Origin of the sequence: Brucella sp. NBRC 113783 (genome assembly GCF_040372265.1) — a bacterium.
GTDB lineage: Bacteria > Pseudomonadota > Alphaproteobacteria > Rhizobiales > Rhizobiaceae > Brucella > Brucella teleogrylli.
In genome coordinates, this window is sequence record NZ_BAABRX010000002.1 from 764,925 (window position 1) to 786,860 (window position 21,936).

The following is a 21,936-nucleotide window of genomic DNA, read 5'->3' on the forward strand; positions in this document are numbered from 1 at the left end:
CGAGAAGGCCATGCAGCCTCTGAAATATCTGGACGAGATGCTGCCGTGGAACGACAGGCTGCAAATGCTGGAGTGCATTTCGGCCATCGAAGAAGCGCCGGATGTGATGACCTTCTCGTTCAGGACCGAAGAAGGTAACTGGTTCCGCTATACGCCGGGCCAGTTCGTCACGCTGGAACTGCCGCTGGAGCGGGCGGACGGTCTTGGCCCTGTGCTCAGAACCTATACGCTGTCATCCACACCATCGCGGCCCTACCATATTTCGGTGACGGTCAAGGCGCAGAAGGACAGCATCGGCACCCGCTGGATGCTCGACAATCTGCGCCCGCCGATGAAGATCAAGGCCTACGGGCCGAATGGCGACTTTTCGCTCGCCAATCATCCGAGTGAAAAATACCTGTTCATCTCGGCTGGTTCCGGCATCACGCCGATGGTTTCTATGACCCGCTGGCTGTTCGACTGCGCTCCTGGAACCGACATAGCATTCATCAATTGCGCCCGTACACCGGACGACATTATTTTCCGCAAGGAACTGGAACTGCTTTCCGGTCGTATGGATGCGATGCGGCTCGCCTTCATTGTCGAGCAGTCCTCCGCCCGGCATGTCTGGCCGGGCCTGCACGGTCGTATCGACCGAGCGCGGCTCGAATTGCTGGCGCCGGATTTCCAGCATCGCAAGGTCTTCTGCTGCGGCCCCGAGCCGTTCATGAACGGCGTGCGCGGATTGCTGGAACAATCCGGCTTCAACATGGCCAATTATCATCAGGAGAGCTTCCAGCCCGCGAGCGAAATCTCGTCGGTGCCCGTGCCGAGCGCACTTGCGCCCGCCTCACCTGCCGCAGTTGCCGCCCCTCCGGCAGCGCCCGCCGTGGCTGCGGCCAGCGTGGTGTTCAGCCTTTCGGGCGTCGAAGTGGAATGCACCGAAAACGACACCATCCTGCTTGCCGCCCGCAATGGCGGTCTGAAAATACCGAGCGCCTGCGAATTCGGCATTTGCGGCACCTGCAAGGTGAAATGCCTCGGCGGTGAGACGGAGATGAACCACAATGGCGGCATTCGCGATGATGAAATCGCGGAAGGCTACATTCTCGCCTGTTGCAGCCGTCCGCGCGGTCGCGTGGAGATCGACGCTTAATCACAGTATCTGAATCAAAAAGCGGCAGGCCGCGAAAATGGTGATTTCGAGAACCGGAGCGCAGCGTACATCAAAGTACGTGAGCACCGGAAGCGTAGAAATCGCCATTTGCAGACCGGCATGGCGGCTTTTGGATCAGATACTTAAGCCTTCTTCAGAAACTCGGTCCTCAGCACCAGACCCTTGACCTGTTTGGTGCTGCAATCGACTTCGGCGGGATTTCCGGTCAGGCGAATGCCCTTGACCACCGTGCCGCGCTTCAGCGTGGTCGAGGTTCCTTTGACCTTCAGATCTTTGATGAGCGTGACGGTATCGCCGTCATTCAATTGCGTGCCGTTGCTGTCGCGCGTGATTTCGTCTGTCATGGTGATCCCTGCCTTTACTGTCACTGTTAAGCGCGGTCCCTAGCACCCTTCTCCATGTTATACCAGAACGCGCATATTCGCTGGTCTCAGTGAAACGGGCTGATTATAGTCGCGGTGAAAAAGCTGAAAATGAAGCAGGTGCGCTTATGATCGGTCATGCCCTTATTGTCGTCGATGTTCAGAATGACTTCTGCCCCGGCGGCGCGCTGGCTGTCGCGCATGGCGATGAAATTCTGCCCGCCGTTAATCGACTGATCGAGGAAAGCGAACACGTCATTCTGACGCAGGACTGGCACCCTGCCGGTCATTCGAGCTTCGCCTCCACCCATCCCGGAAAAGCGCCCTTCGATATGGTGGACATGTCCTACGGGCCGCAGACACTGTGGCCGGATCATTGCGTACAGGGCACGCGCGGGGCGGAATTTCACCCTGCCCTGCAATGGACGCGCGCACAGCTCGTCATTCGCAAAGGCTTCCGTTTCGGCATCGACAGCTATTCAGCCTTCTTCGAAAACGACCGTGAAACACCAACCGGCCTTGCCGGATATTTACGCGAGCGCGGCATCGGTTCGCTGACGCTTGCGGGTCTCGCAACCGATTTCTGCGTTGCCTATTCCGCGCTTGATGCCGTAGCACAAGATTTTCAGGTACGGGTGCGGCTCGATGCCTGTCGTGGCATCGACCTCAACGGCTCCATGAGCACCATGCTGGAGAAGATGAAGCAGGCTGGCGTCGAACTGGTCGATGAGCCTGCCTCAGCCGCGCATTTACTCTAGCTCTCCATCGGGCATGACCACATAGATCAGCACGGTGATAATGGTGATGAAGAAGCGGAAGGCCGATTCGATGCCGTTCCACGTCTGCGACATCCACATGCCGAACCACTCGCCGCCCACCGATATGAAGCCCACCTGCCAGACCAGAAAGCCGAGCGAAAGCCCGGCAATGGCCCATTTCTTGGAGCGATTGAAGCTGGCCGCGCGATCCGTGAGCCGCCCCAACATGGCGAAAGCCCCGATCCAGCACAGGATGGCGGTCAGCGTTTCAGCCGCGATGATCAGAATATAGCCCGCATGATGCAGGGTTGGATTGTCGATAGCGCGATATTTGATCGTGGCATCGGGAAAGATCGTATCCATCATCAGAACATGCTGGACGAAGGCGAAATTGCTGCCGTAATCGGTGATGTTACCGAAAGCGACCAGGGTTGCGAAGAAGGCGATTGCCGCCACGAAAGCGGTCTTGCTCAAGCGAGTAACGATCATGGGTTTCCCTCGAAGGTTCTGTCGATTCGGCCAAATCGGCTACCGGCAAACCATATCATCCAGGGCAATAAAAAAGGCGGCATAGGCCGCCCTTTTTGTCATTGATGTCATTGCTTAGTGACCAATGACCTCTTCGCTGTCGTCCTGCCAGTGCGGATTGAGCCGGTTATAGCGCAGCGACGACATGAAGGAGAGGCCGATCAGCACCGCACCGATGAGGCCGGTAATGACTTCCGGTATGTGAACCAGCGTCTGCACATACATCACTACCGCCAGAACGAGGATGGCATAGAACGCGCCATGTTCCAGATAGCGGTATTGGCCGAGCGTCTTGCGCTCCACCAGCATGATGGTGAGCGAGCGCACATAAAAGGCGCCGATGCCAAGGCCGATCGCGATGATGAAGAGGTTGGTCGTCAGCGCGAAAGCGCCGATGACGCCGTCAAACGAGAAGCTTGCATCAAGCACTTCCAGATAGATGAAAGCGCCAAGACCACCGCGATGGACCATGTCGATCTGTTCCTGCGTGGCGTCCAGCACCTCGCCTAGTCCCTCAACCGCCAGGAAGGTCAGAAGACCAAACAGGCCCGCAACGAGGAATGTGTGCGAATGAACAGCATCCAGTTGGTAGGAGAAGAACAAGATCAGCGCGACGGCAACGCCGATTTCAACGCCCTGCACGGACGCGAATTTCGACATGCGGCTTTCGATGGCCTTGATCCAGTGCACATCCTTCTCGACGTCGAAGAAATATTTCATACCGACCATCAGCAGGAACGTGCCGCCAAACGCAGCAATCCCGGTATGGGCTTCCGCGATCACACGGGCATATTCATTCGGCTGCCAGATGGCGAGTTTGAGCGCTGAAATCGGGTCCGTCCACATGGCCACCGCAACGATGGCCAGCGGGAAAATGATGCGCATGCCGAAAACGGCGATGATGATGCCCCATGTCAGGAAGCGATGCTGCCATTCGGGTGTCATGTCACGCAGGATGCGCGCATTCACGATGGCATTATCGAAGGAAAGCGAAATCTCAAGTACGCTCAGGACGGCGCAGATGATGAAAACGGAGACCATTCCCCCGAAAGTGCCGGTCATCTCGTATCCGAGCCAGACAGCAGCTGCGAGACCCACGACTGTGAAGATCATGGGCCATGTAAAATAGCGTAGGGTGGCCATTGCAAACCGTTTTATTGTTTTCACTAAAGACAGAGCCCTTCCCGACGCCGATCAAAATCACGCCGTCGTTCCCCGGATGGGCTATTGCCTTATGTAAGAGGCGTCAAATCGCCAAACAAGGGAAACAACGGCAAAATTTTGTTCATGTGGCGGAAAGACGCCGAACGCGAGCGATCCCGCGATTTTACTTTTCATATTCTCAAATTCTTCAACAGGCCTATCTATAAAGTCTCGGGCGGAATCTCCCTGAAGCGGGGCAGCTTCAAACAATATCAAAGATCGATGAGGGCAATTGCACAATGGTGGTTCCTGAAGAGCTCCAACGCCGGATAGAAAAAAGCCTCGCGGATGGCGGCTTTACACCGGCGGAAATGCTGCTGCGCCGCGCGCACCGTCTGGCTCTGGACAAGACAAACGGTTCGGGCGCAGCAGCTGATACGATGCTCAAGGAAGCCGGCTTTAGCATTCGCGCCGACGATCTTTCCGCAGTCATCGAAAAGAAACCGTGGCTTCTCGAAGTCATCCTTCAGGGTGTCAATCGCAAGCCCGGCGACACGGGCGATCATCACTAAACAAAAAGGCATAACAACGTTTTTAACGCGCTTTTCTTCGCCAGCCCCCGCCCTATATCGGTTTCGGGGCGTTCTACGCCGATCCGTTCCGATCCCGCATTGAAACGAACATCAGGGGCCATTCCATGCCTACATTGAAACGTTCTTTTGCTGCCACATGCACCGCATTGCTTGTGGCGGGCAGCATGATTGCTGCTCCTGTCGCCGAGGCATGCACGCGCCTCGTCTATCACGGTGCCAATGACCAGATCATAACGGCCCGTTCCATGGACTGGAAAGTCGACGTGGCGACCAATCTCTGGATTTTTCCGCGCGGTATGAAACGCTCCGGCGAAGCCGGGCCGAATTCCGTGCAGTGGCAATCCAAATATGGCAGCGTCATCGCCTCCGGCTATGACATTTCAACCACGGACGGCCTCAATGAAGCGGGGCTTTCGGCAAGCGTGCTGTGGCTGGTGGAATCGGAATATCCGCCCTTCGATGAAAAGCATCCAAGCCTCAGCATCGCCGCCTGGACGCAATATGTCCTCGACAATTTCGCAACTGTCGATGAAGCGGTCAAAGCGCTGAGCGACAATCCGTTCAATGTCGTGACCGACAAGGTGCCAGGGGAAGATCGCCTCGCCACGCTGCATCTGGCCATGTCGGATTCCAGCGGCGACAGCGCCATCATCGAATATATCGACGGCAAGCAGGTCATCCACCACGGCAAGCAATATCCGGTGATGACCAATTCACCGACCTTTGACCAGCAGTTGGCGCTCAACGCCTATTGGAAGGATATCGGCGGCACCGTGATGCTGCCGGGCACCAACCGCGCCGCCGACCGCTTCGCCCGGGCTTCTTTCTACGTGAATGCCATTCCGAAAACGGAAGATCCGGTGAAAACCATCGCCAGCGTGTTCAGCGTGATTCGAAATGTCTCGGTGCCGTTCGGCATCAGCACGCCCGATCAGCCGAATATTTCATCGACCCGCTGGCGCACCGTGGCCGACCACAAGCGCAAGCTCTATTTCTTCGAATCCGCACTGACACCGAATACATTCTGGATCGACCTCAACAAGGTCGATTTTTCGCCCGAAACCGGCAAGGTGAAGAAGCTCGATCTCGGGCCCGACCAGACCAACACCTTCTCCGGCATGGCCAACGATCAGTTCAAGGAAACCGAACCGTTCAAGTTCCTCGGACTTTGATGGAACTCCAAGGCCCCGCCCAATGGCGGGGTCTTTCTTTACTGAGGCTCCGGTCAGCAGCCATCGACGCGCTGAAGCGATGCCGAAAGGCCGATCAGCGAGAATGTGTAGCGCGTCTGCGTGCCACGCGCTGAAACCGCCTGCACATTGACCGCCTTGCCTGCACGCATTGCCTTTATAATCCGCGTTTCATCGGCGACATTTTCCGCCCAGGCGCGATTGCCTTCACTGAAGAAAGGAAATGCTGTGCCATCCACCATGACATTCACGGCTTTGTCTGCCTTGAGATCATAGCCCATGACAAGCTGCGGGCTGTACTGTCCGCTCGACTTGGAAATAATGATGAAATTATCGCCGTGCCTGACATCTACGGGATGGAATTTAACCGGAACCGTCAAAGCATAGCATTTGTTACCGGGCAGATCAGTGTTCTGATAAACGCCCCAGTCCTTGAATTCTCCGATATAATTCGTCTTTGCCGTAGCCACGAGAGAACTCGCCACCAACCCTGCCAGTGCTAACGCAACGGTGGTTGCATTTTTCCTCATCGCCGAAAACCTCCATAATATTGCAAAATCACGCATGTTAAAAAATTATAACATTGCGTTACTATTTCCTTAACAAAGACCTAAAAATTTGTTGAAAATTTGAGAATAAGAATCCGCAATTCAAACAGGGCACAGCAGCGCGATATCAGCCCGGCAGACAGAACAATGGATATGATCGGGAAATGACGGGCGAAGCAGCACGAACGTGGTCGGTGCGCGGCTTTCGAAACACGAAAGCCGATCTGTAAGTCTTTGCTTTTAAAGGAAATGGTGGGCCCGGAGGGACTCGAACCCCCAACCAAGCGGTTATGAGCCGCCGGCTCTAACCAATTGAGCTACAGGCCCCACGCAACACTGCACGTACCCTAAAGAAACGGAAGATACAACTGTCAAATCTGCCAGTCGCCCTAATGCGCACATATTCGATTGCGATGGATGGCGTCAGCAAGCCACGATGGTCAGGATTTGAAGCCCCCGGTTGCATTAAAGGGGCATTTCCATTCTTATATCATGGCGACGCGCATGAGAGGGAACTTAAGAAACAAACGATTTCAACGATAAAGCGAACCGATAACCCGGATTGCTTTCAATAAGCTGCCTCAACATTCTCTACAGGAGATTTCATGAAAAACCGCGCTACCACGCTCATAGCAGCCTCTTTTTCGGCAATCATGCTCGCAGGCGCTCTCGCCCTGCCCGCCGCAGCCCAGGAGAACCAGATGTCGAGACAGCCTGCGCGCATTGCCGTGACCGGTGAAGGCACCACGACAGCCGCACCTGACATGGCGATTCTCAATCTCACCGTTCTGCGCGAAGCCCAGACTGCCCGCGAAGCGATGACCGCCAATAACGATGCCATGGCCAAAGTTCTCGACGCCATGAAAAAAGCCGGCATCGAAGGGCGCGACCTCCAGACCGGCGGCATCAATATCCAGCCGCGCTATGTTTTCCCTGACGACAAGAACGGCCTCAAGGAACCGAGCATCACAAGCTATGCGGTCACCAACAGCCTCACCGTGCGCGTCCGTGATCTTGCCAAGGTCGGCGAAGTACTCGACCAGTCCATTACACTCGGCGTCAATCAGGGCGGCGATCTGAGCTTCGTCAACGACAATCCGGCTGCAACCATCAACGAAGCGCGCAAGCGCGCCGTGGCCGACGCTGCTGCCAAGGCCAAGACGCTTGCCGATGCCGCGGGCGTCGGTCTCGGCCGTGTCATCGAAATCACCGAACAGGGCCGTCCGCCCATGCCGATGCCAATCGCCCGCGGCCAGTTCAAGACCATGGCTGCCGCCGCTCCGGAAGATGCCGTTCCGGTCGCAGCTGGCGAAAACAGCTTCAATGTTTCGGTCAATGTCGTCTACGAGATCAAGCAATAAGGACAGTTTCGGCCAACAAAAAAGGGGCGCCAGGCGCCCCTTTTCTTTTATCTTTACATCACATTAGCGGATGATCGGGCAGCCGCGCGCATTGGCGAATACAACGCCGCTCGGACGGCCATGGCGGAAGCCGCGCACCTGCACGGATTTGCCACGATAAGCAACGCGCGCATTGCGAATGCCCATGCGATGCGCCTTCATCTTGGCGGATTCAACAGAGCAGGCAGGGCCGCGATAGGCCGGACGTCCATGATGCGGACGACCGCGATAATCGACATTGATAACTGCGCCATGCGCGGCAGTGCTGACAGCCGGTGTTGTCATTGCAGGCGCGGCATTCGCCGATGCGCCGACCGTAAAGACGGCGGCAAGACCGAGTGCAGCGGTAACGGCAAACGACTTGAGCGAAATAGCGGACATTTTGAACCTCTTCCAATTGAGTGTCAGGCCCTCCGCCTGAGACACCCGATAATTAGAACGAGGAAGATGAACGAAACGAAAAGCCTCCGTTCATCTGACATTCAGTTAAGACGAGAGCGATGAATAAGGCAGGAAACCACTGGTAAAACCCATTCAAATTCAAAGAATTAAGAGAACTGAAAAGTGCTGCCTGCTCTCTATTAAATTTAAGCAATGTTATAAAGAATGCGCATTCAATCGGGCATGACCATGTGATCGAGATAATCCTCGTCATCTTCCATGTCATGATCGAAGGCGGTTACCTTGCCTCGCACCGAAACGCCCGCCTCATGCACAGTATCCCGCGAGCCGGAAACCAGCGGATGCCACCAGTAAAGGTCGGAGCCTTCCGCAACGAGACGATAAGCGCAGGTCACCGGCAACCAGTCCACTTCATCGACGATTTCCGGCGTCAGGAATACGCAATCCGGCACGGTGGCCCTGCGGTTTGGATAATCGCGGCACTGGCAGGTTTCAGCATTGAGCAAAGTGCAGGCCACGCTCGTCCAGTAAATCTCGTTGGTGTCGTCGTCCTGCAATTTATGCAGGCAGCACTGGCCACAACCGTCGCACAGGCTTTCCCACTCGCTGCGGGTCAGCTGATTGAGCTTTTTGGTTTTCCAGAATGGTTTGTCGGTCATGTCTGAGCCTATATCGGAAATATGTCGGGAATAGCGTGGACAAATCGCCGCCCTGACTGGAGCTGATGCGTACGGCTAATTGACTATTGAAAGCCCGGCCTGCCTGGGCTAAGTCAGAAGCATCATTCCCATGATCGTAAGCGTCTAACGTCAGGCAACGCATCAACCGACCGGAAACGGCCGCCGATGCACTGACGTTGTGTTCCGTTTTCCGCTCTGAATTCCAGGTACTATCATGCCAAATTCTGACACGCCGCGTCGCAGGAAACTGCCAGCGCATTATGCGTCTTTCGTCATGCCGCTCATTCTTTCGATGCTGATGACACTGGTGGTCTCGCTGATCGCAACCGCGAAAAGCCTCGGCCTCACCCATCCCGATCTCGCATCCAACTGGATGAGTTCATGGGTGGTTTCGTGGATCGTGGCTTTCCCGGTTCTGCTGATGCTTCTGCCGATTGTGCGCAAAATGGTTGCCTTTGTGTGCCATCCGGATTGATCCGATCATCGGGACAGTCTCAATAAAAAGCGCCGCGCATGGGTCCATGCGCGGCGCTTTCATTTGCAATCGAGACGATCAGCGGAAGATATGCTCGCCCTGCTCGTCAACGATCTGGCGACCCTTGTTCAGCGCAATGCTGGCGGCATCCTCGATGCCGGGGCAACGGTCAGCGCGAACGAAGCGATATTCCTTCAATTCACCATTGATCGTTTTGGAAATCACACCGCACACCTGATACTGACCGCCTTCGCTGTAAGGCGTGGCGACGATCAGAAAATCCTTGTGCTCGGTACGACCGGCCTCTTTCGGCTCCGCTGATTTCTCAGCGGCTTCACCACCGCCGCCGAACAGACGCTTCAGGAACGACATGGTTTCCTCCCGTTTTAAGAATCGAGGAACGAACGCAGCTTGCGAGAACGGCTCGGATGCTTGAGCTTGCGCAGCGCCTTCGCTTCGATCTGACGGATACGTTCACGGGTAACCGAGAACTGCTGGCCGACTTCTTCGAGCGTGTGGTCGGTGTTCATACCAATACCGAAACGCATACGCAGAACGCGTTCTTCACGCGGTGTCAGCGAAGCGAGAACACGGGTCGTCGTATCGCGCAGGTTCGCCTGAATAGCGGCGTCGATCGGCAGCAGTGCGTTCTTGTCCTCGATGAAATCACCCAGATGTGAATCTTCCTCGTCGCCGACTGGCGTTTCGAGAGAGATCGGCTCCTTGGCGATCTTCAGCACCTTGCGCACTTTTTCGAGCGGCATGGCAAGCTTTTCGGCCAGTTCTTCCGGCGTCGGCTCACGACCGATTTCGTGCAGCATCTGGCGCGACGTGCGGACGATCTTGTTGATCGTTTCGATCATGTGCACCGGAATACGGATGGTGCGCGCCTGATCGGCAATCGAACGGGTGATTGCCTGACGAATCCACCATGTCGCATAGGTCGAGAACTTGTAACCGCGACGGTATTCGAACTTGTCGACCGCTTTCATCAGGCCGATATTGCCTTCCTGAATGAGATCGAGGAACTGAAGGCCACGGTTCGTGTACTTCTTGGCAATGGAAATCACGAGACGCAGATTGGCCTCGACCATTTCCTTCTTGGCGATGCTGGCTTCGCGTTCGCCCTTCTGTACCTGATTGACGATGCGGCGGAATTCGCCGATCGAAATCGCGGTTTCAGTGGCGAGGTTCTGAATTTCGCTGCGCAGACGGGCAATCGTACCCACTTCCTTGGCGGCAAAATCCTTCCAGCCGCGAGCCGATAGCAGACCGACGCGCTCAACCCAGTTCGGATCGAGTTCGTGGCCCTGATATTCCTTCAGGAACTCATCGCGACGCACGCCGAAGGATTCAGCCAGACGCAGAAGCTTGCCTTCGTTCTGAACCAGACGCTTATTGATATCGTAGAGCTGTTCGACGAGCTGTTCGATACGATTCTGATTGAGAGAGAGCGACTTCACGGCGGTGATCAGCTCGTCTTTCAGTTCCTTGTAGCGGCGCTCCTGGCTGGAGGAGAGTTCGCCGGTCGCGGCCAGACGGCCTTCAACCTGCTGGTCCTGCAGCTTGCGCAGCTTCTTGTAGGTATCGGCGATGAGGTCGAGCGTTTCCATGACCTGTGGGCGCAGTTCGGCTTCCATGGCCGCCAGCGACAGGTTGGCTTCGTCCTCGTCCTCTTCTTCCTCTTCCGCTGGCATGTCGCCGCCGACATTGGTGATGTCGTCGTCGTCACGCGAACGGCGCGCGGGCTTGTCGTCGCGCGGACGTTCTTCTTCCACACGCTCGATCACCGGCGCCTGCTTGGCTTCCGGACCGGCATAGGTGGTTTCAAGGTCGATGATTTCGCGCAGGAGAATGTTGGATTCATTCAACTGATCGCGCCAGATGATGATGGCCTGGAAAGTCAGCGGGCTTTCGCACAGCCCGGCAATCATCGTTTCGCGACCGGCTTCGATGCGCTTTGCGATGGCGATTTCGCCTTCGCGCGACAGAAGCTCCACCGAACCCATTTCGCGCAGATACATGCGCACGGGGTCGTCGGTGCGGTCCGTCGGCTCTTTCTTGGTCGTCGTGGTGGCAACGGCAGTGCCGCCAGCTTCGACCAAATCGCCGCCTTCTTCCGCGTCGTCGTCGTTGTTGTTTTCTTCGCGATCGTTGTCTTGCTCGTCGTCTTCAACGACGTTGATGCCCATGTCGGAAAGCATGGCCATGGTATCTTCGATCTGCTCCGACGTCACTTCCTCGGAAGGAAGAACGGCGTTCAGCTCGTCCATGGTCACATAGCCACGCTTCTTCGCGACCTTGATCATCTTCTTGACAGCATCGTCAGAAAGGTCGAGAAGCGGACCGTCGGCAGCACCTTCGCGCTCGACTTCGGCTTCTTCGTTTTCCTTAACCTTCGTTGCCATATGTTCTTCTCCAGGCGACCCCGGTCGCTTTTAAGATATATAGAGTGTCCGAACGGTTTTGCGAGCCTGCAAGCCGCCGGTTGATTCTGCGAGTAGCTGATTTGCCGTTAATGGCGGATTAACCCTGCCTTCGGTATCAGGCTCCATCGTGATCGATTTTCTGTGGGCAGAGCCGGTGACATCACGTCATCGCAACGGTTTTTTGCCCTTGTTCCGCATCCCGCTTCCCACGGAGCAGAGGTATCGGAACATCATCGGTATCCGTTCTATCCTTGTTCGAACTGTCGTGATTCCGTCATTTACGCCATTCGTCAAGAGCGACTCACCTGATTCGCCCTCAAAAAGCGAATCATTTGTTGTCGCGGTCCATCCGCGGGCTAGAGCGGTTCCGGTTAAAACGGAATCGTGAAACCGCTCTATCTATTTGTTTTTACGCATGATCCTACGCAAAACCGCTACGCACTTTTGCTGGAAATGCTCTAATTAGAGCGCTATTGGCCGTCCGCAACCCCTTATTCCCGGTACTTTCCCATAAAGTGATTCGGGCAATCCGAATCAGAAACCGCCGGGAGAGCGTCCGGACGACAGACCGAAACCGTCGATCAGGGCTTCGGTCGCATCTGCCTTTAAAATCTGATTTTGTATATCGATGAGGCGCGCATAAAGTTCGCCCGTCTCATCGGTTTCCAGTGCGGCCTCCACGGCTCGCAGCTCCTTATGTAGTGTGCGGGCGCGCTGATGCAAGTGAAGCGCCTGCCGCAAAGCTTCCCGCGCATCGTCTTCCGCCGCAAGCGCGGATGCGGTCCAGAGCCTTGCGCCCTTCACCGCCTGTTCCAGCGTTTCGATCAGATCGCGATGCCCGGCGCCGACCAGCGCGTGACGCATGGCCAGACCATCGTCCACATGGTCGGAGGCCAGAACGTCGAGCATGGCCAGATGCAGCGTCTTCAACGCATCATGCGCCAGATCAAGCCCGGCAATCGTTTCGAAATCTTCTTCGATCAGGCGCGGATGGTTCATCAGCGTCAGTACGATTGCCGTTTCCCGCAGCGGCGCATGGGTGCCCGCACCGGGACGCCCGCCTTTGACCAGCGTGGAACGAACAAGGCTGTCGGAGATCGTCAATCGCCCGCCGCCGCCCATGCCATGGGCGCCACGTCCGCGCCCATTGTCGTTGCGGCGGTTGAACGACCCATTGCGCTGGCCGCCCTGCTGCCGCCCCTGCCCGAAGAATGCCTGGGCGCGTTCGCGCATATCCTGACCGTAATGGCGGCGAATATCCTCATTGGCGATGCGGCTGGTGATTTCGCGCAGACGCGCTTCCAGTTCGGCGCGCTTTTCCGGCGTGTCGAACACGCCGCCCACGGTTTCGCGGGTCCAGATCATGTCGACCAGCGGCTTGGCGTCACGCAGCACGGCCTGAAACGCCGCCGGACCTTCCGCCTTGACCAGATCGTCCGGGTCCTGTCCTTCCGGCAACAGCGCAAAGCGCAGCGACTTGCCCGGCTGCAAGGTCGGCAGACCAAGATCGGCGGCGCGATAGGCAGCGCGAAGCCCCGCACCGTCACCGTCGAAGCAAAGCACCGGTTCCGGGCTGATGCGCCAGAGAAGTTCGAGCTGTTCTTCGGTCAGCGCCGTACCGAGCGGCGCCACGACGTGGTGGAAACCCGCCTGCGCCAGCGCGATCACATCCATATAGCCTTCGACGGCGATGATCGGCTTGGCCGGTTCGCCATTTTGTGGCTGGCAGGCCTTGCGTGCGCGCAGACCGTTATAAAGCACCCGCCCCTTGTGGAAGAGTTCGGTTTCCGGCGAGTTCAGATATTTGGCAGGCGCATCGGCAGAAAGTGCGCGGCCGCCGAATGCGATGATGCGTCCGCGCAAATCCTCGATGGGGAACATCACGCGGTCGCGGAAGCGGTCATAGGAAACGGCAATGCCCTCGCCATGCACCACGAGGCCGCAAGCCTCGATCTGCTCGCGCGATACGCCCTTGCCCGCCAGAAACTCTTTCAGGGCATTGCGCGATTCCGGCGCATAGCCCATGCGGAACGCCTGCTGCGTCGCGCTGGAAAGGCCACGGTCGCGCAGATAGGCGCGCGCCTTGGCACCGGCAGCACTCTGTAGCTGCGCCTCGAAAAACTGCGCCGCCAGTTCCATGACGTCATAAAGCGTTGCGCGCTCAGCCTCACGCTTTTCCATTTCAGGATCGCGCGCAGGCATGGGCACGCCCGCCATATCGGCCACGCGCTCCACGGCTTCTGGAAAACTCAAGCCTTCCAGTTCGGTCAGAAACTTGAAGTGATCGCCAGTCACGCCGCAACCGAAACAGTGGTAACGTCCCTTGCGGTCTTCGCAGTGGAAGCTCGGCGTGTTTTCGCCATGGAACGGACAACAGGCCCAGAAATCGCCCTTCGGCGGATTGCTCTTTTTGCGGTCGAACGAAACCCGTGCTCCGATCAGCGTCGAGATCGGCACACGATCTCTGATCTCATCGAGAAAGGAGGGTGGGAAACGCATTACAGATTTCACTTTCAGCTGGCCCGACAGCGGGCGTGTCTTCCATAGAGTATATAGGCGCGCAGGCTCTGACAGTCCATCGCGCGCGCATAACCCTCCCCGCTAATCACAGTCTTCTGCCCAGACTGTTTGACAACCTTTTCGACGAGCCTGCTCTACGGTCACGCAACTGTCACAAAACTGTCATATAACTTTTACATTCAGCGTAAGCCGGTTGATTTTATGCGCGAATAAGCCCATATCTCTTGGATATTTAATTAGCCGGAACATAATTTCTTCGTTTTATGAGATAATTCTAGCTTTCAACGTCAACCGCCAACCGAAGGGATTTCGCCGTGAACGGTTCTTTGGTCCTTTTGCATCTTGCCGGCGCTGTCGCCCTTCTTTTGTGGGCCACCCGCATGGTGCGAACCGGGGTGGAGCGCGCTTATGGCGACCGTCTGCGCAGACGCCTGCGCAACCAGATGCAGAACCCGCTTTTGTCGGTCGCCTTTGGTCTGGTGCTTGCGGTTGCGCTGCAAAGCTCGACGGCGGTGACACTTCTGGTCGGTTCCTTCGTGGGATCTGGCTTCGTCAGCGGCGTTGCAGGACTGATGGCGGTGCGCGGCGGCGAACTCGGCTCGGCGCTGGTCGTCAAGATTTTGAGCTATGACCTGACCATTCTCGTTCCGCTCTGCCTTGTGATCGGCACCGGCATTTTCATGACCACCGAGCGCCGCGACTGGCGGCAGATCGGGCGCATTCTGGTCGGCATCGGCCTTCTGATCATGTCGCTGGAAATGACCGGGCAAGCGACCGAGCCCCTGCGCCAGAGCGAGCTTCTGCCGGTGATCGTCGATTATCTGTCGAGCGATCCTATCACCACCTATCTGCTGGCCGCACTGATGACATGGCTGTTCCATTCCAGCGTCGCAGCCGTCATCCTGCTGACCACCTTCGCATCGCGCGGCCTCATCGATCCGGAACTGGCCGTGGTCATGGTGCTGGGCGTCAATCTCGGTTCCTCGATCATCGCGCCGATCCTCACCCGCAATGCTCCGCCGGAAACCCGCGTGGTGCCACTCGGCAATCTTCTGATGCGCGGTGCAGGCTCGCTGGTGATGCTGGTGCTTTACGAGACCTTCAAGCCGTCGATTGCCTTTCTCGGCGCTGATCCCGTATCGCAGGTGGTCAACGCACATATCCTGTTCAACGTGATTGTCATGGTGGCGGGTATCCCGCTCTCTGGGCTGGTTCTGCGCACCACCGAAGCGCTTGTTCGCCTCAATGCCGACAAGACGGCTGCACCCGCGCAGCCGCTGGAAATGGAAGAATATAGCGCCCTCGACACAAGCGTACTCGACCGCCCATCGCAAGCGCTGGCCAACGCCACCCGCGAAGTCGTCGGCGTCTGCGATACCGTCGAGGTGATGCTGCGTCGCATCATCGACCTCTACGAAAAGCCGGATCAGGCCCGCATCAACGAACTCGCCGCCCTCGACGATCGCGTGGACAAGAAACATGCCGCTATCAAGCTTTATCTGACGCGGCTTGCCTCGCATGATCTCAACGAGTTTGAGGCGCTTCGGATGCAGGAACTGCTCGGCGCCTGCGTGAAGCTCGAACAGGTGGGCGACATCATCGTGCGCAACATGCTGGCGCAGGTGCAAAAGAAGATGGACCACAAGCTGGAATTCACCGAGGAAGGGTGGGAAGAACTCAGCCACTTCCACGCCATGGTTCTGGCCAATGCGCATCTGGCGTTCAACGTGGTCGTCTCGCGTGACGGGCGCACGGCGCGCCAGCTCGTTCAGGAAAAGGATCGCCTGCGCGAACTGGAAAAGCAGACCAGCCTGCGCCACTTCTCGCGTCTGCGCGAAGGCTCAACCCGCAGCATCGAGACCAGCACAATCCATCTCGATACCATCCGCGACCTGAAGCAGATCAATTCGCTGCTGGCCTCGATGGCCTATCCCGTGCTGGAAGAACAGGGCCTCCTGAGCGAAACGCGACTCAAGACCGCCAAGCAGAGCTAACGCCGTTAAAACGCGATATCGGCAGCGTTAGCCGTGCGTCCGCGGGTGCTTCCTGCCCGGAACCCGTTAAGCGTTTCATTGTGATGCGCCACGATATCGGCGAACTGCAAGCTCGCCGTATCGCCCGTCGTGTGCCCGTCGGCAATCAATGTCACATCATAGCCGAGCGAGATCGCGTGACGAACCGCTGTATCAACGCAATATTCGGTCTGGCAACCGCCGATGACCAGATGCGTTATCGCCAACGCACGCAGCCGGTCCTGAAGCTCTGTTTCGTGGAATGAATCGCAGCTCGTCTTTTCAACCACAATGTCGTTGGCCAGCGGCGCCAGTTCGGTCCGGATTGCCCAACCCGGAGTGCCTTTTTCAAGCACGTCGCCCGGCCCGCCGTCATGCTGCACGAGAATCACGGGAATGCCCGCAGAACGCGCCCGCGCTTTCACGTCGCTCAATCGGGCGACAACTTCCTCCAGCGCGCGATCAATCACAGGCTGACGCTCAGGCGTACCCATCCCGGCTACAATATCGTTTTGGACATCAATGATAAGCAGAGCGGTGGCCATGACAAACAATCTCGCTGACTGATTTCGATTGCGCCCGCATAACATCCAGATAGCGCGAACAACAAGAAGGCCCCGCTTTGAACGGGGCCTTCTTATTGCAGTATCAGAACAGCTTTCTACTGCAAAAGCGATTTCACCAGTGCGCTTGCCTTGGTGAAGTCCATCTGGCCTGCATAGCGTTCCTTGAGGATCGCCATGCACTTGCCCATGTCGCGCAGCCCCTGCGCGCCGATTTCGGCGATAACGTCCTCGCAAGCCTTCTTCACTTCTTCCTCGGTCATCTGCTGCGGCAGAAACTCGGAGATAATGACGATTTCCTCGCGCTCGGCTTCCGCCAGCTCAATGCGGCTGCCTTCTTCATAGATGCGCGCCGATTCTTCGCGCTGCTTGACCATCTTGCCGAGAATACCCAGCAATTCCTCATCTCCGACCGGGTCCTTGCCGGCGGAACGGTTGGCGATATCGCGGTCCTTCACGGCGGCCAGGATGAGGCGCAGCGTCGATGTGCGGCGCTTTTCATGCGCCTTGAGCGCGGTTGTGAGGGCCTGGGAAATCTCCTGGCGAAGCATCGAATGTCTCCTGACGGTGTTTGTCTCTTATTACCCGCAACGTGATCGATAAAGCAATCGCGTGCTGCTACGAGCTGTCCGAACTACCCGCCCGTAGAACAATAATGCGATAATTATCGCGATTATTTCCCGATTGGGTGCGCTCGGACGATTGACCCGGCAACCAAGTTTCTTTATTGATCAAGGCTTAGCAGGACATCGGTACATGCTGGCAGTGGGAGGTTTGAAATCCCCGCTGCTTTTTGGCGCATATATGATCCCGTCGCCCGTTGGCGCGTATATGACCATTGACGCCCCATCTTTCAAGCCATTCGCCCGGTAACAGGGGTGGAGCTGGCGGGTTGGAACGCGAGCGTGTGCGGAAGCTAAAACATTAAACGTGGCACGGATTTAGGTGCTGCAATTTAAACAGGAGTGCAAACATGACCGAAACGACCCCGAAAACCGCACCCTGGACAACCGAAAAGCGAACCGCCGTTCTGGTTCTTGCCGACGGCACCGTGATCGAAGGCAAGGGCCTCGGCGCGACCGGCGCAATCGAAGCGGAAGTTGTCTTCAACACGGCGCTTACCGGTTACGAAGAAATCCTGACCGATCCGTCCTATGCCGGACAGATCGTGACCTTCACCTTCCCCCATATCGGCAATGTCGGCACCAATATTCAAGACATCGAAGACCTGACACCAGCCAACCGCCACGGCGCAGTCGGCGCGATCTTCAAGGCCGATATCACCGCACCATCCAATTATCGCTCGAGCGAAGATCTTGACGCATGGCTGAAGGCGCGCGGCGTCATCGCGCTGGCAGGCATCGACACCCGCGCCCTCACCGCGCTGATCCGCGAACGAGGCGCGCAGAATGCCGTCATCGCGCATGACCCGAACGGCAAGTTCGACATTGACGCCCTGAAAGCCCGCGCGGCTGGCTGGAGCGGTCTGGAGAATCTTGATCTCGCCAAGGATGTCACCATCGGCCAGAGCCAGGTCTGGAACGAAACGCCCTGGATCAAGGGCGAGAGCTTCGGCGAGCTGAACAACCCGCAATATCATGTGGTCGCGCTCGATTTCGGCGTGAAGCGCAACATTCTACGTCTGCTCTCGGGCCTCGGCGCCAAGGTCACGGTTCTGCCCGCAACGGCAACCGCCGACGACGTGCTGGCTTATAATCCCGATGGCGTGTTCCTGTCGAACGGCCCCGGCGATCCGGCAGCCACCGGCGAATATGCCGTGCCGACCATCCGCAAACTGGTCGATAGTGGCCTGCCGGTTTTCGGCATCTGCCTCGGTCACCAGATGCTGGCACTGGCGCTTGGCGGTCGCACCGAGAAGATGCATCAGGGCCATCACGGCGCCAACCATCCGGTGAAGGACTACACGACCGGCAAGGTGGAAATCGTCTCGATGAACCACGGCTTTGCAGTCGATTCCGAATCGCTGCCGGAAGATGTCGAAGAAACCCATGTCTCGCTGTTCGACGGCACCAATTGCGGCCTGCGCGTCATCGGCAAGCCGGTCTTCTCCGTCCAGCACCATCCGGAAGCTTCGCCCGGCCCGCAGGACTCGCACTACCTCTTCCGCCGGTTCATCAATCTGATCCGCGAAAAGAAGGGCGAAGCTCTTCTGCCGGAACGCGAACAGGCTGCGTGAATCCAAAACTGAGGTTTCGCGGTTAACTTATTGTGAGAAAAATAAAAAGCCGGGGCAAACACCCCGGCTTTTTTCATACTCCAATGTGGGCGTCTAAGCGTCCACAGGCTTCGACTTTGGCTTCGGATGCACCCGCGCCACCACCACGACCAGCGCAATGAAGATCAACCCAGCTGCAACCGCATAGGGCATACCGGCGAAGTCGAACGGGGCATTCGCGCCGGTAAAATGGCTGAACAACTGCGTGAAGAGCAGCGGCCCGATAATCGTCGTGATGCTCGAAACGCTGGTCAGCGCGCCCTGCAACTCACCTTGCGCGGAAGGCGGCACCTTGCCCGCAGCGATACTGCGCAGCGGTGGATCGGCGAAGCCTTCCAGAGCGGTCAGGAAGATGACCGCATAGACCATCCAGCCCTCCCAGGCGATTGCATAGCCCGTCAGACCGAGACCGGCAAACAGCACGCCGATGATCGCCGTGCGCCGTTCGCCCAGAATAGGCAGAGCGCGCGGCAGCACGACTGCCATAACGAACGCTGTACCGATACCGAACATGCCAAGCGACAGGCCGATCTGTGCCTCGTTCCAATTATAGCGATAGGCGCCGACAAAGGCCCAGACCGACGGATAGACCGCATGGGCCAGCCAGTACAGGAAGAAGACCGCCATCACCCAGCCGATGCCGGGATAGCTGCGCAACTGCTTCAGCGCACCGAGTGGGTTGGCGCGTCCGATCTGGAAACTGCGCCTGTTTTGCAGGGATAGCGTTTCCGGCAGCAGGAAGTAGGCCAGCACGAAATTGATGAAGGACAAGAGCGCCGCCCCGTAGAACGGAACGCGCGGACCGAATTCACCAAGCAGGCCCCCGAGAACCGGCCCAAGCGCAAAGCCCACGCCGAAGGCAATGCCGATCAGGCCGAAATTGCGCGCGCGATTGCTGTCATCGCTGACATCCGCAATATAGGCGGATGCGGTCGCAAAGCTTGCGCCGCTGATGCCCGCCAGCACACGTCCGACGAACAGCATCCAGAATGAGGTTGCCAGCGCGCATATGAGATTGTCGATTGCAAATGTCAAAATTGAGGCCAGCAGAACGGGCCGCCGTCCGAAACGGTCGCTGAGATTTCCGATCAGCGGCGCGAACAGAAACTGCATCGCCGCATAGACCAGAAGCAGCCAACCGCCATCGACTGCAGCGGTGCTGACATCCGCGCCGGTCAGTTCTTCGAGATAGGCTGGCAGAACCGGCATGATGATCGCGATCCCGATAATATCGAGAAACAGCGTCATGAAGACCAGCCAAAGGCCCCGCTTTACGAATTTGGGGTCAAGCATTGGAACACCTGAAATATGCTCATGCGGATGTGCCGCAGAAAGCATCATGTTTTGATTGTTGGAAAGGATCGCGCGTCATCGCCGCTCAAAACTGAGCGTCACGCATGATTTGGAAAAGGGCCGCGCCGATGCAGACCCTTTATAGGGAAAATTATTCTACGACAAGCCTGCTTGATGAAAGTCGGCAGAATTGCTGCCAAACACCGCTTAAGCTGCAAAGAAAAAGGCGGCCGTAGCCGCCTTTTACCGCATATTTCGAGCGGATTAGACGTCGCCGCTGAATGTATCGCAGGATTCGAGCTTGCCTGTATCAAAGCCGCGCTTGAACCACTTGGCCCGCTGAGCCGATGTGCCGTGGTTGAAACTTTCCGGCACGACATAGCCCTGACTGCGGCGCTGCAAGGTATCATCGCCGATCTGGTGCGCCGCATTAAGCGCATCTTCAAGATCACCCGTTTCCAGAATGCCCTTCTGCTCGGTGTAATAGCCCCAGATCCCGGCGAAACAATCAGCCTGAAGCTCGACGCGTACCGACATCTGATTGGCCTGCACTTCGTTCATCTGCTGACGCATCTGGTTGAACTTCGGCAGAATGCCGAGCAGGTTCTGGACATGGTGCCCGACTTCATGCGCCAGCACATAGGCCTGCGCGAAATTGCCCGATGCGCCGAAACGGTTCGCCAGTTCGTCATAGAAGCTCAGATCGATATAGAGCTTGCGGTCGCCGGGGCAGTAGAACGGCCCGGATGCAGCCGAAGCGAAACCACAGGCCGAACGCACCTGCCCGCTGAAGAGAACCATGGTCGGCTTGGTATAGGTCTGGCCACGCGACTGGAAAATACCGCTCCAGACATCTTCTGTTTCGGCAAGCACCGTGCGGGCAAACTGGGTCATCTCGTCATTGGCGACGGCGCCGCCCTCGGCAGCCGTGCGACCACTGGACTGCTGTTGCGTCTGCACGGACGAGTCCATGCCGCCGCTGCCGAACAGAATCGGTATCGGATCGATACCGAAGGCGCGCAGCACGAAGAACATCACGACCAGAATGAGAATGCCGGAAAGCCCGCCTCCGCGCACGACCTTGAAGCCCGGCCCGCCACCGCCGAAACCGCTGCCCTGGCCACCGCCTATGCCGCCACCGCCGCTACGCTGGTCTTCCACATTGTCACTTTGCCTACGACCTTGCCAGCGCATGCACCCACTCCCTCAACACCGGCCGCTGTAAACCCCGCGGCGCAAAATATTATCTCGTATAATTGTCGCATAAAGAGTTGCCACCGCAATATAAAAAGTAAATGGCACGCAAATCACAAACGGCAACTCCGGCGTAACAAAACCACACCAATTATGGCACGCTAACACGCCATCTGTCATGGCTGGTGGCTGATCGTGATCGAACTCGACCGGCATAAGACAGATAAATGACGAAGATTTTTCGTGAATGCCCGCATTTTCTTTGAAATAAGCGTATTTGTGGGGTTCCGCTTTGGGTCATCATTGCCTATAAGGCCCGCTTAGCCCACAGAATTCATAAGCTGCCAACCCGCCGGAAAACCGTGCGGGCTTTTCTGGCAGGCTAAGCAGCATGTCTCTCGAAAGTGGGAACCGGTTTCGAGACCACGACATGCGTGAAACAAGAGCATGATCC

21 protein-coding genes and 1 tRNA gene are annotated in these 21,936 nt (G+C 57.2%); 8 read left to right on the forward strand and 14 right to left on the reverse strand.

All coding sequences use genetic code 11. From position 1 onward, the window contains the following. The first annotated feature begins 10 nt into the window (after positions 1–10). Positions 11–1,135, forward strand: coding sequence for an FAD-binding oxidoreductase (locus ABWW11_RS09010; protein ID WP_109369440.1), 1,125 nt, complete (start codon positions 11–13; stop codon positions 1,133–1,135). Positions 1,136–1,278: 143 nt separating this feature from the next. Here ABWW11_RS09010 and ABWW11_RS09015 read toward each other — a convergent pair whose 3' ends face one another. Beyond that, positions 1,279–1,500, reverse strand: a complete 222-nt coding sequence (locus ABWW11_RS09015; RefSeq protein WP_109369441.1) for an alkylphosphonate utilization protein — start codon at positions 1,498–1,500, stop codon at positions 1,279–1,281. Positions 1,501–1,646: 146 nt separating this feature from the next. Here ABWW11_RS09015 and pncA point away from each other — a divergent pair, with 146 nt between their 5' ends. Beyond that, positions 1,647–2,276 carry a bifunctional nicotinamidase/pyrazinamidase gene (pncA, locus tag ABWW11_RS09020; protein ID WP_109369442.1) on the forward strand — a complete coding sequence of 210 codons (630 nt, stop codon included), beginning with the start codon at positions 1,647–1,649 and terminating at the stop codon, positions 2,274–2,276. Here the strand turns inward: pncA and ABWW11_RS09025 are convergent. Next, positions 2,268–2,765, reverse strand: coding sequence for a DUF2165 family protein (locus ABWW11_RS09025; RefSeq protein ID WP_109369443.1), 498 nt, complete (start codon positions 2,763–2,765; stop codon positions 2,268–2,270). The genes pncA and ABWW11_RS09025 overlap by 9 nt on opposite strands. A gap of 114 nt (positions 2,766–2,879) precedes the next feature. After that, complete coding sequence (locus tag ABWW11_RS09030; RefSeq protein WP_109369444.1) at positions 2,880–3,947, reverse strand: DUF475 domain-containing protein; 1,068 nt, start codon at positions 3,945–3,947, stop codon at positions 2,880–2,882. A 299-nt stretch (positions 3,948–4,246) separates the two neighbouring features. On the opposite strand from ABWW11_RS09030, the gene ABWW11_RS09035 reads away from it, so the two are divergent. Together ABWW11_RS09035 and ABWW11_RS09040 are read left to right on the forward strand one after the other, a co-directional pair. Then, on the forward strand, positions 4,247–4,519 hold the full coding sequence (locus ABWW11_RS09035; protein ID WP_109369445.1) for a hypothetical protein: 273 nt from the start codon (positions 4,247–4,249) through the stop codon (positions 4,517–4,519). Between the two features lie 125 nt (positions 4,520–4,644). Next, positions 4,645–5,712 (forward strand): linear amide C-N hydrolase, encoded by a 1,068-nt coding sequence (locus tag ABWW11_RS09040; protein WP_109369446.1) that lies wholly within the window; start codon positions 4,645–4,647, stop codon positions 5,710–5,712. A gap of 53 nt (positions 5,713–5,765) precedes the next feature. Here the strand turns inward: ABWW11_RS09040 and ABWW11_RS09045 are convergent, their stop codons facing one another. Beyond that, positions 5,766–6,260, reverse strand: coding sequence for an invasion associated locus B family protein (locus ABWW11_RS09045; protein WP_109369447.1), 495 nt, complete (start codon positions 6,258–6,260; stop codon positions 5,766–5,768). A 268-nt stretch (positions 6,261–6,528) separates the two neighbouring features. After that, positions 6,529–6,605 (reverse strand) — tRNA-Ile (locus tag ABWW11_RS09050). A gap of 278 nt (positions 6,606–6,883) precedes the next feature. Here ABWW11_RS09050 and ABWW11_RS09055 point away from each other — a divergent pair. Further along, positions 6,884–7,639, forward strand: coding sequence for an SIMPL domain-containing protein (locus ABWW11_RS09055; protein ID WP_109369448.1), 756 nt, complete (start codon positions 6,884–6,886; stop codon positions 7,637–7,639). A gap of 63 nt (positions 7,640–7,702) precedes the next feature. On the opposite strand, the gene ABWW11_RS09060 is transcribed toward ABWW11_RS09055, so the two are convergent. Together ABWW11_RS09060 and ABWW11_RS09065 are read right to left on the reverse strand one after the other, a co-directional pair. Further along, complete coding sequence (locus tag ABWW11_RS09060) at positions 7,703–8,059, reverse strand: antifreeze protein (RefSeq protein WP_124915827.1); 357 nt, start codon at positions 8,057–8,059, stop codon at positions 7,703–7,705. A 233-nt stretch (positions 8,060–8,292) separates the two neighbouring features. Beyond that, positions 8,293–8,739 (reverse strand): YcgN family cysteine cluster protein, encoded by a 447-nt coding sequence (locus ABWW11_RS09065; RefSeq protein ID WP_109369450.1) that lies wholly within the window; start codon positions 8,737–8,739, stop codon positions 8,293–8,295. Between the two features lie 235 nt (positions 8,740–8,974). Between ABWW11_RS09065 and ABWW11_RS09070 the strand changes: the two genes are divergently transcribed. Beyond that, entirely contained in the window at positions 8,975–9,235 is a 261-nt protein-coding gene (locus tag ABWW11_RS09070; protein WP_109369451.1) for a DUF2798 domain-containing protein, read from the forward strand. Positions 9,236–9,313: 78 nt separating this feature from the next. On the opposite strand, the gene ABWW11_RS09075 is transcribed toward ABWW11_RS09070, so the two are convergent. The 3 genes from ABWW11_RS09075 to dnaG all read right to left on the reverse strand — a co-directional run bounded on the left by ABWW11_RS09075 (position 9,314) and on the right by dnaG (position 14,163). Beyond that, positions 9,314–9,607: an HlyU family transcriptional regulator gene (locus ABWW11_RS09075; RefSeq protein WP_078338696.1), complete on the reverse strand. Its 294-nt coding sequence runs from the start codon at positions 9,605–9,607 to the stop codon at positions 9,314–9,316. Between the two features lie 14 nt (positions 9,608–9,621). Continuing rightward, a complete protein-coding gene (gene rpoD / locus ABWW11_RS09080; protein ID WP_109369452.1) occupies positions 9,622–11,643 on the reverse strand; it encodes an RNA polymerase sigma factor RpoD in 2,022 nt (673 codons plus the stop codon). Between the two features lie 555 nt (positions 11,644–12,198). After that, positions 12,199–14,163: a DNA primase gene (gene dnaG / locus ABWW11_RS09085; protein ID WP_319081081.1), complete on the reverse strand. Its 1,965-nt coding sequence runs from the start codon at positions 14,161–14,163 to the stop codon at positions 12,199–12,201. Positions 14,164–14,498: 335 nt separating this feature from the next. On the opposite strand from dnaG, the gene ABWW11_RS09090 reads away from it, so the two are divergent. Further along, a complete protein-coding gene (locus ABWW11_RS09090; RefSeq protein WP_109369454.1) occupies positions 14,499–16,178 on the forward strand; it encodes a Na/Pi cotransporter family protein in 1,680 nt (559 codons plus the stop codon). A gap of 5 nt (positions 16,179–16,183) precedes the next feature. Here ABWW11_RS09090 and ABWW11_RS09095 read toward each other — a convergent pair whose 3' ends face one another. Together ABWW11_RS09095 and ABWW11_RS09100 are read right to left on the reverse strand one after the other, a co-directional pair. Then, positions 16,184–16,741, reverse strand: coding sequence for a cysteine hydrolase family protein (locus tag ABWW11_RS09095; protein WP_109369455.1), 558 nt, complete (start codon positions 16,739–16,741; stop codon positions 16,184–16,186). 116 nt (positions 16,742–16,857) lie between these two features. Continuing rightward, positions 16,858–17,310: a GatB/YqeY domain-containing protein gene (locus ABWW11_RS09100; RefSeq protein ID WP_109369456.1), complete on the reverse strand. Its 453-nt coding sequence runs from the start codon at positions 17,308–17,310 to the stop codon at positions 16,858–16,860. A gap of 422 nt (positions 17,311–17,732) precedes the next feature. On the opposite strand from ABWW11_RS09100, the gene carA reads away from it, so the two are divergent. After that, the gene (carA, locus tag ABWW11_RS09105; protein WP_109369457.1) at positions 17,733–18,956 is read left to right on the forward strand and encodes a glutamine-hydrolyzing carbamoyl-phosphate synthase small subunit; all 1,224 of its coding nucleotides are present in this window, start codon (positions 17,733–17,735) and stop codon (positions 18,954–18,956) included. A gap of 93 nt (positions 18,957–19,049) precedes the next feature. Here carA and ABWW11_RS09110 read toward each other — a convergent pair whose 3' ends face one another. After that, positions 19,050–20,288: a TCR/Tet family MFS transporter gene (locus tag ABWW11_RS09110; protein WP_109370268.1), complete on the reverse strand. Its 1,239-nt coding sequence runs from the start codon at positions 20,286–20,288 to the stop codon at positions 19,050–19,052. Between the two features lie 264 nt (positions 20,289–20,552). Next, positions 20,553–21,482, reverse strand: coding sequence for a KPN_02809 family neutral zinc metallopeptidase (gene ypfJ, locus ABWW11_RS09115; protein ID WP_109369458.1), 930 nt, complete (start codon positions 21,480–21,482; stop codon positions 20,553–20,555). Positions 21,483–21,936: the final 454 nt, after the last annotated feature.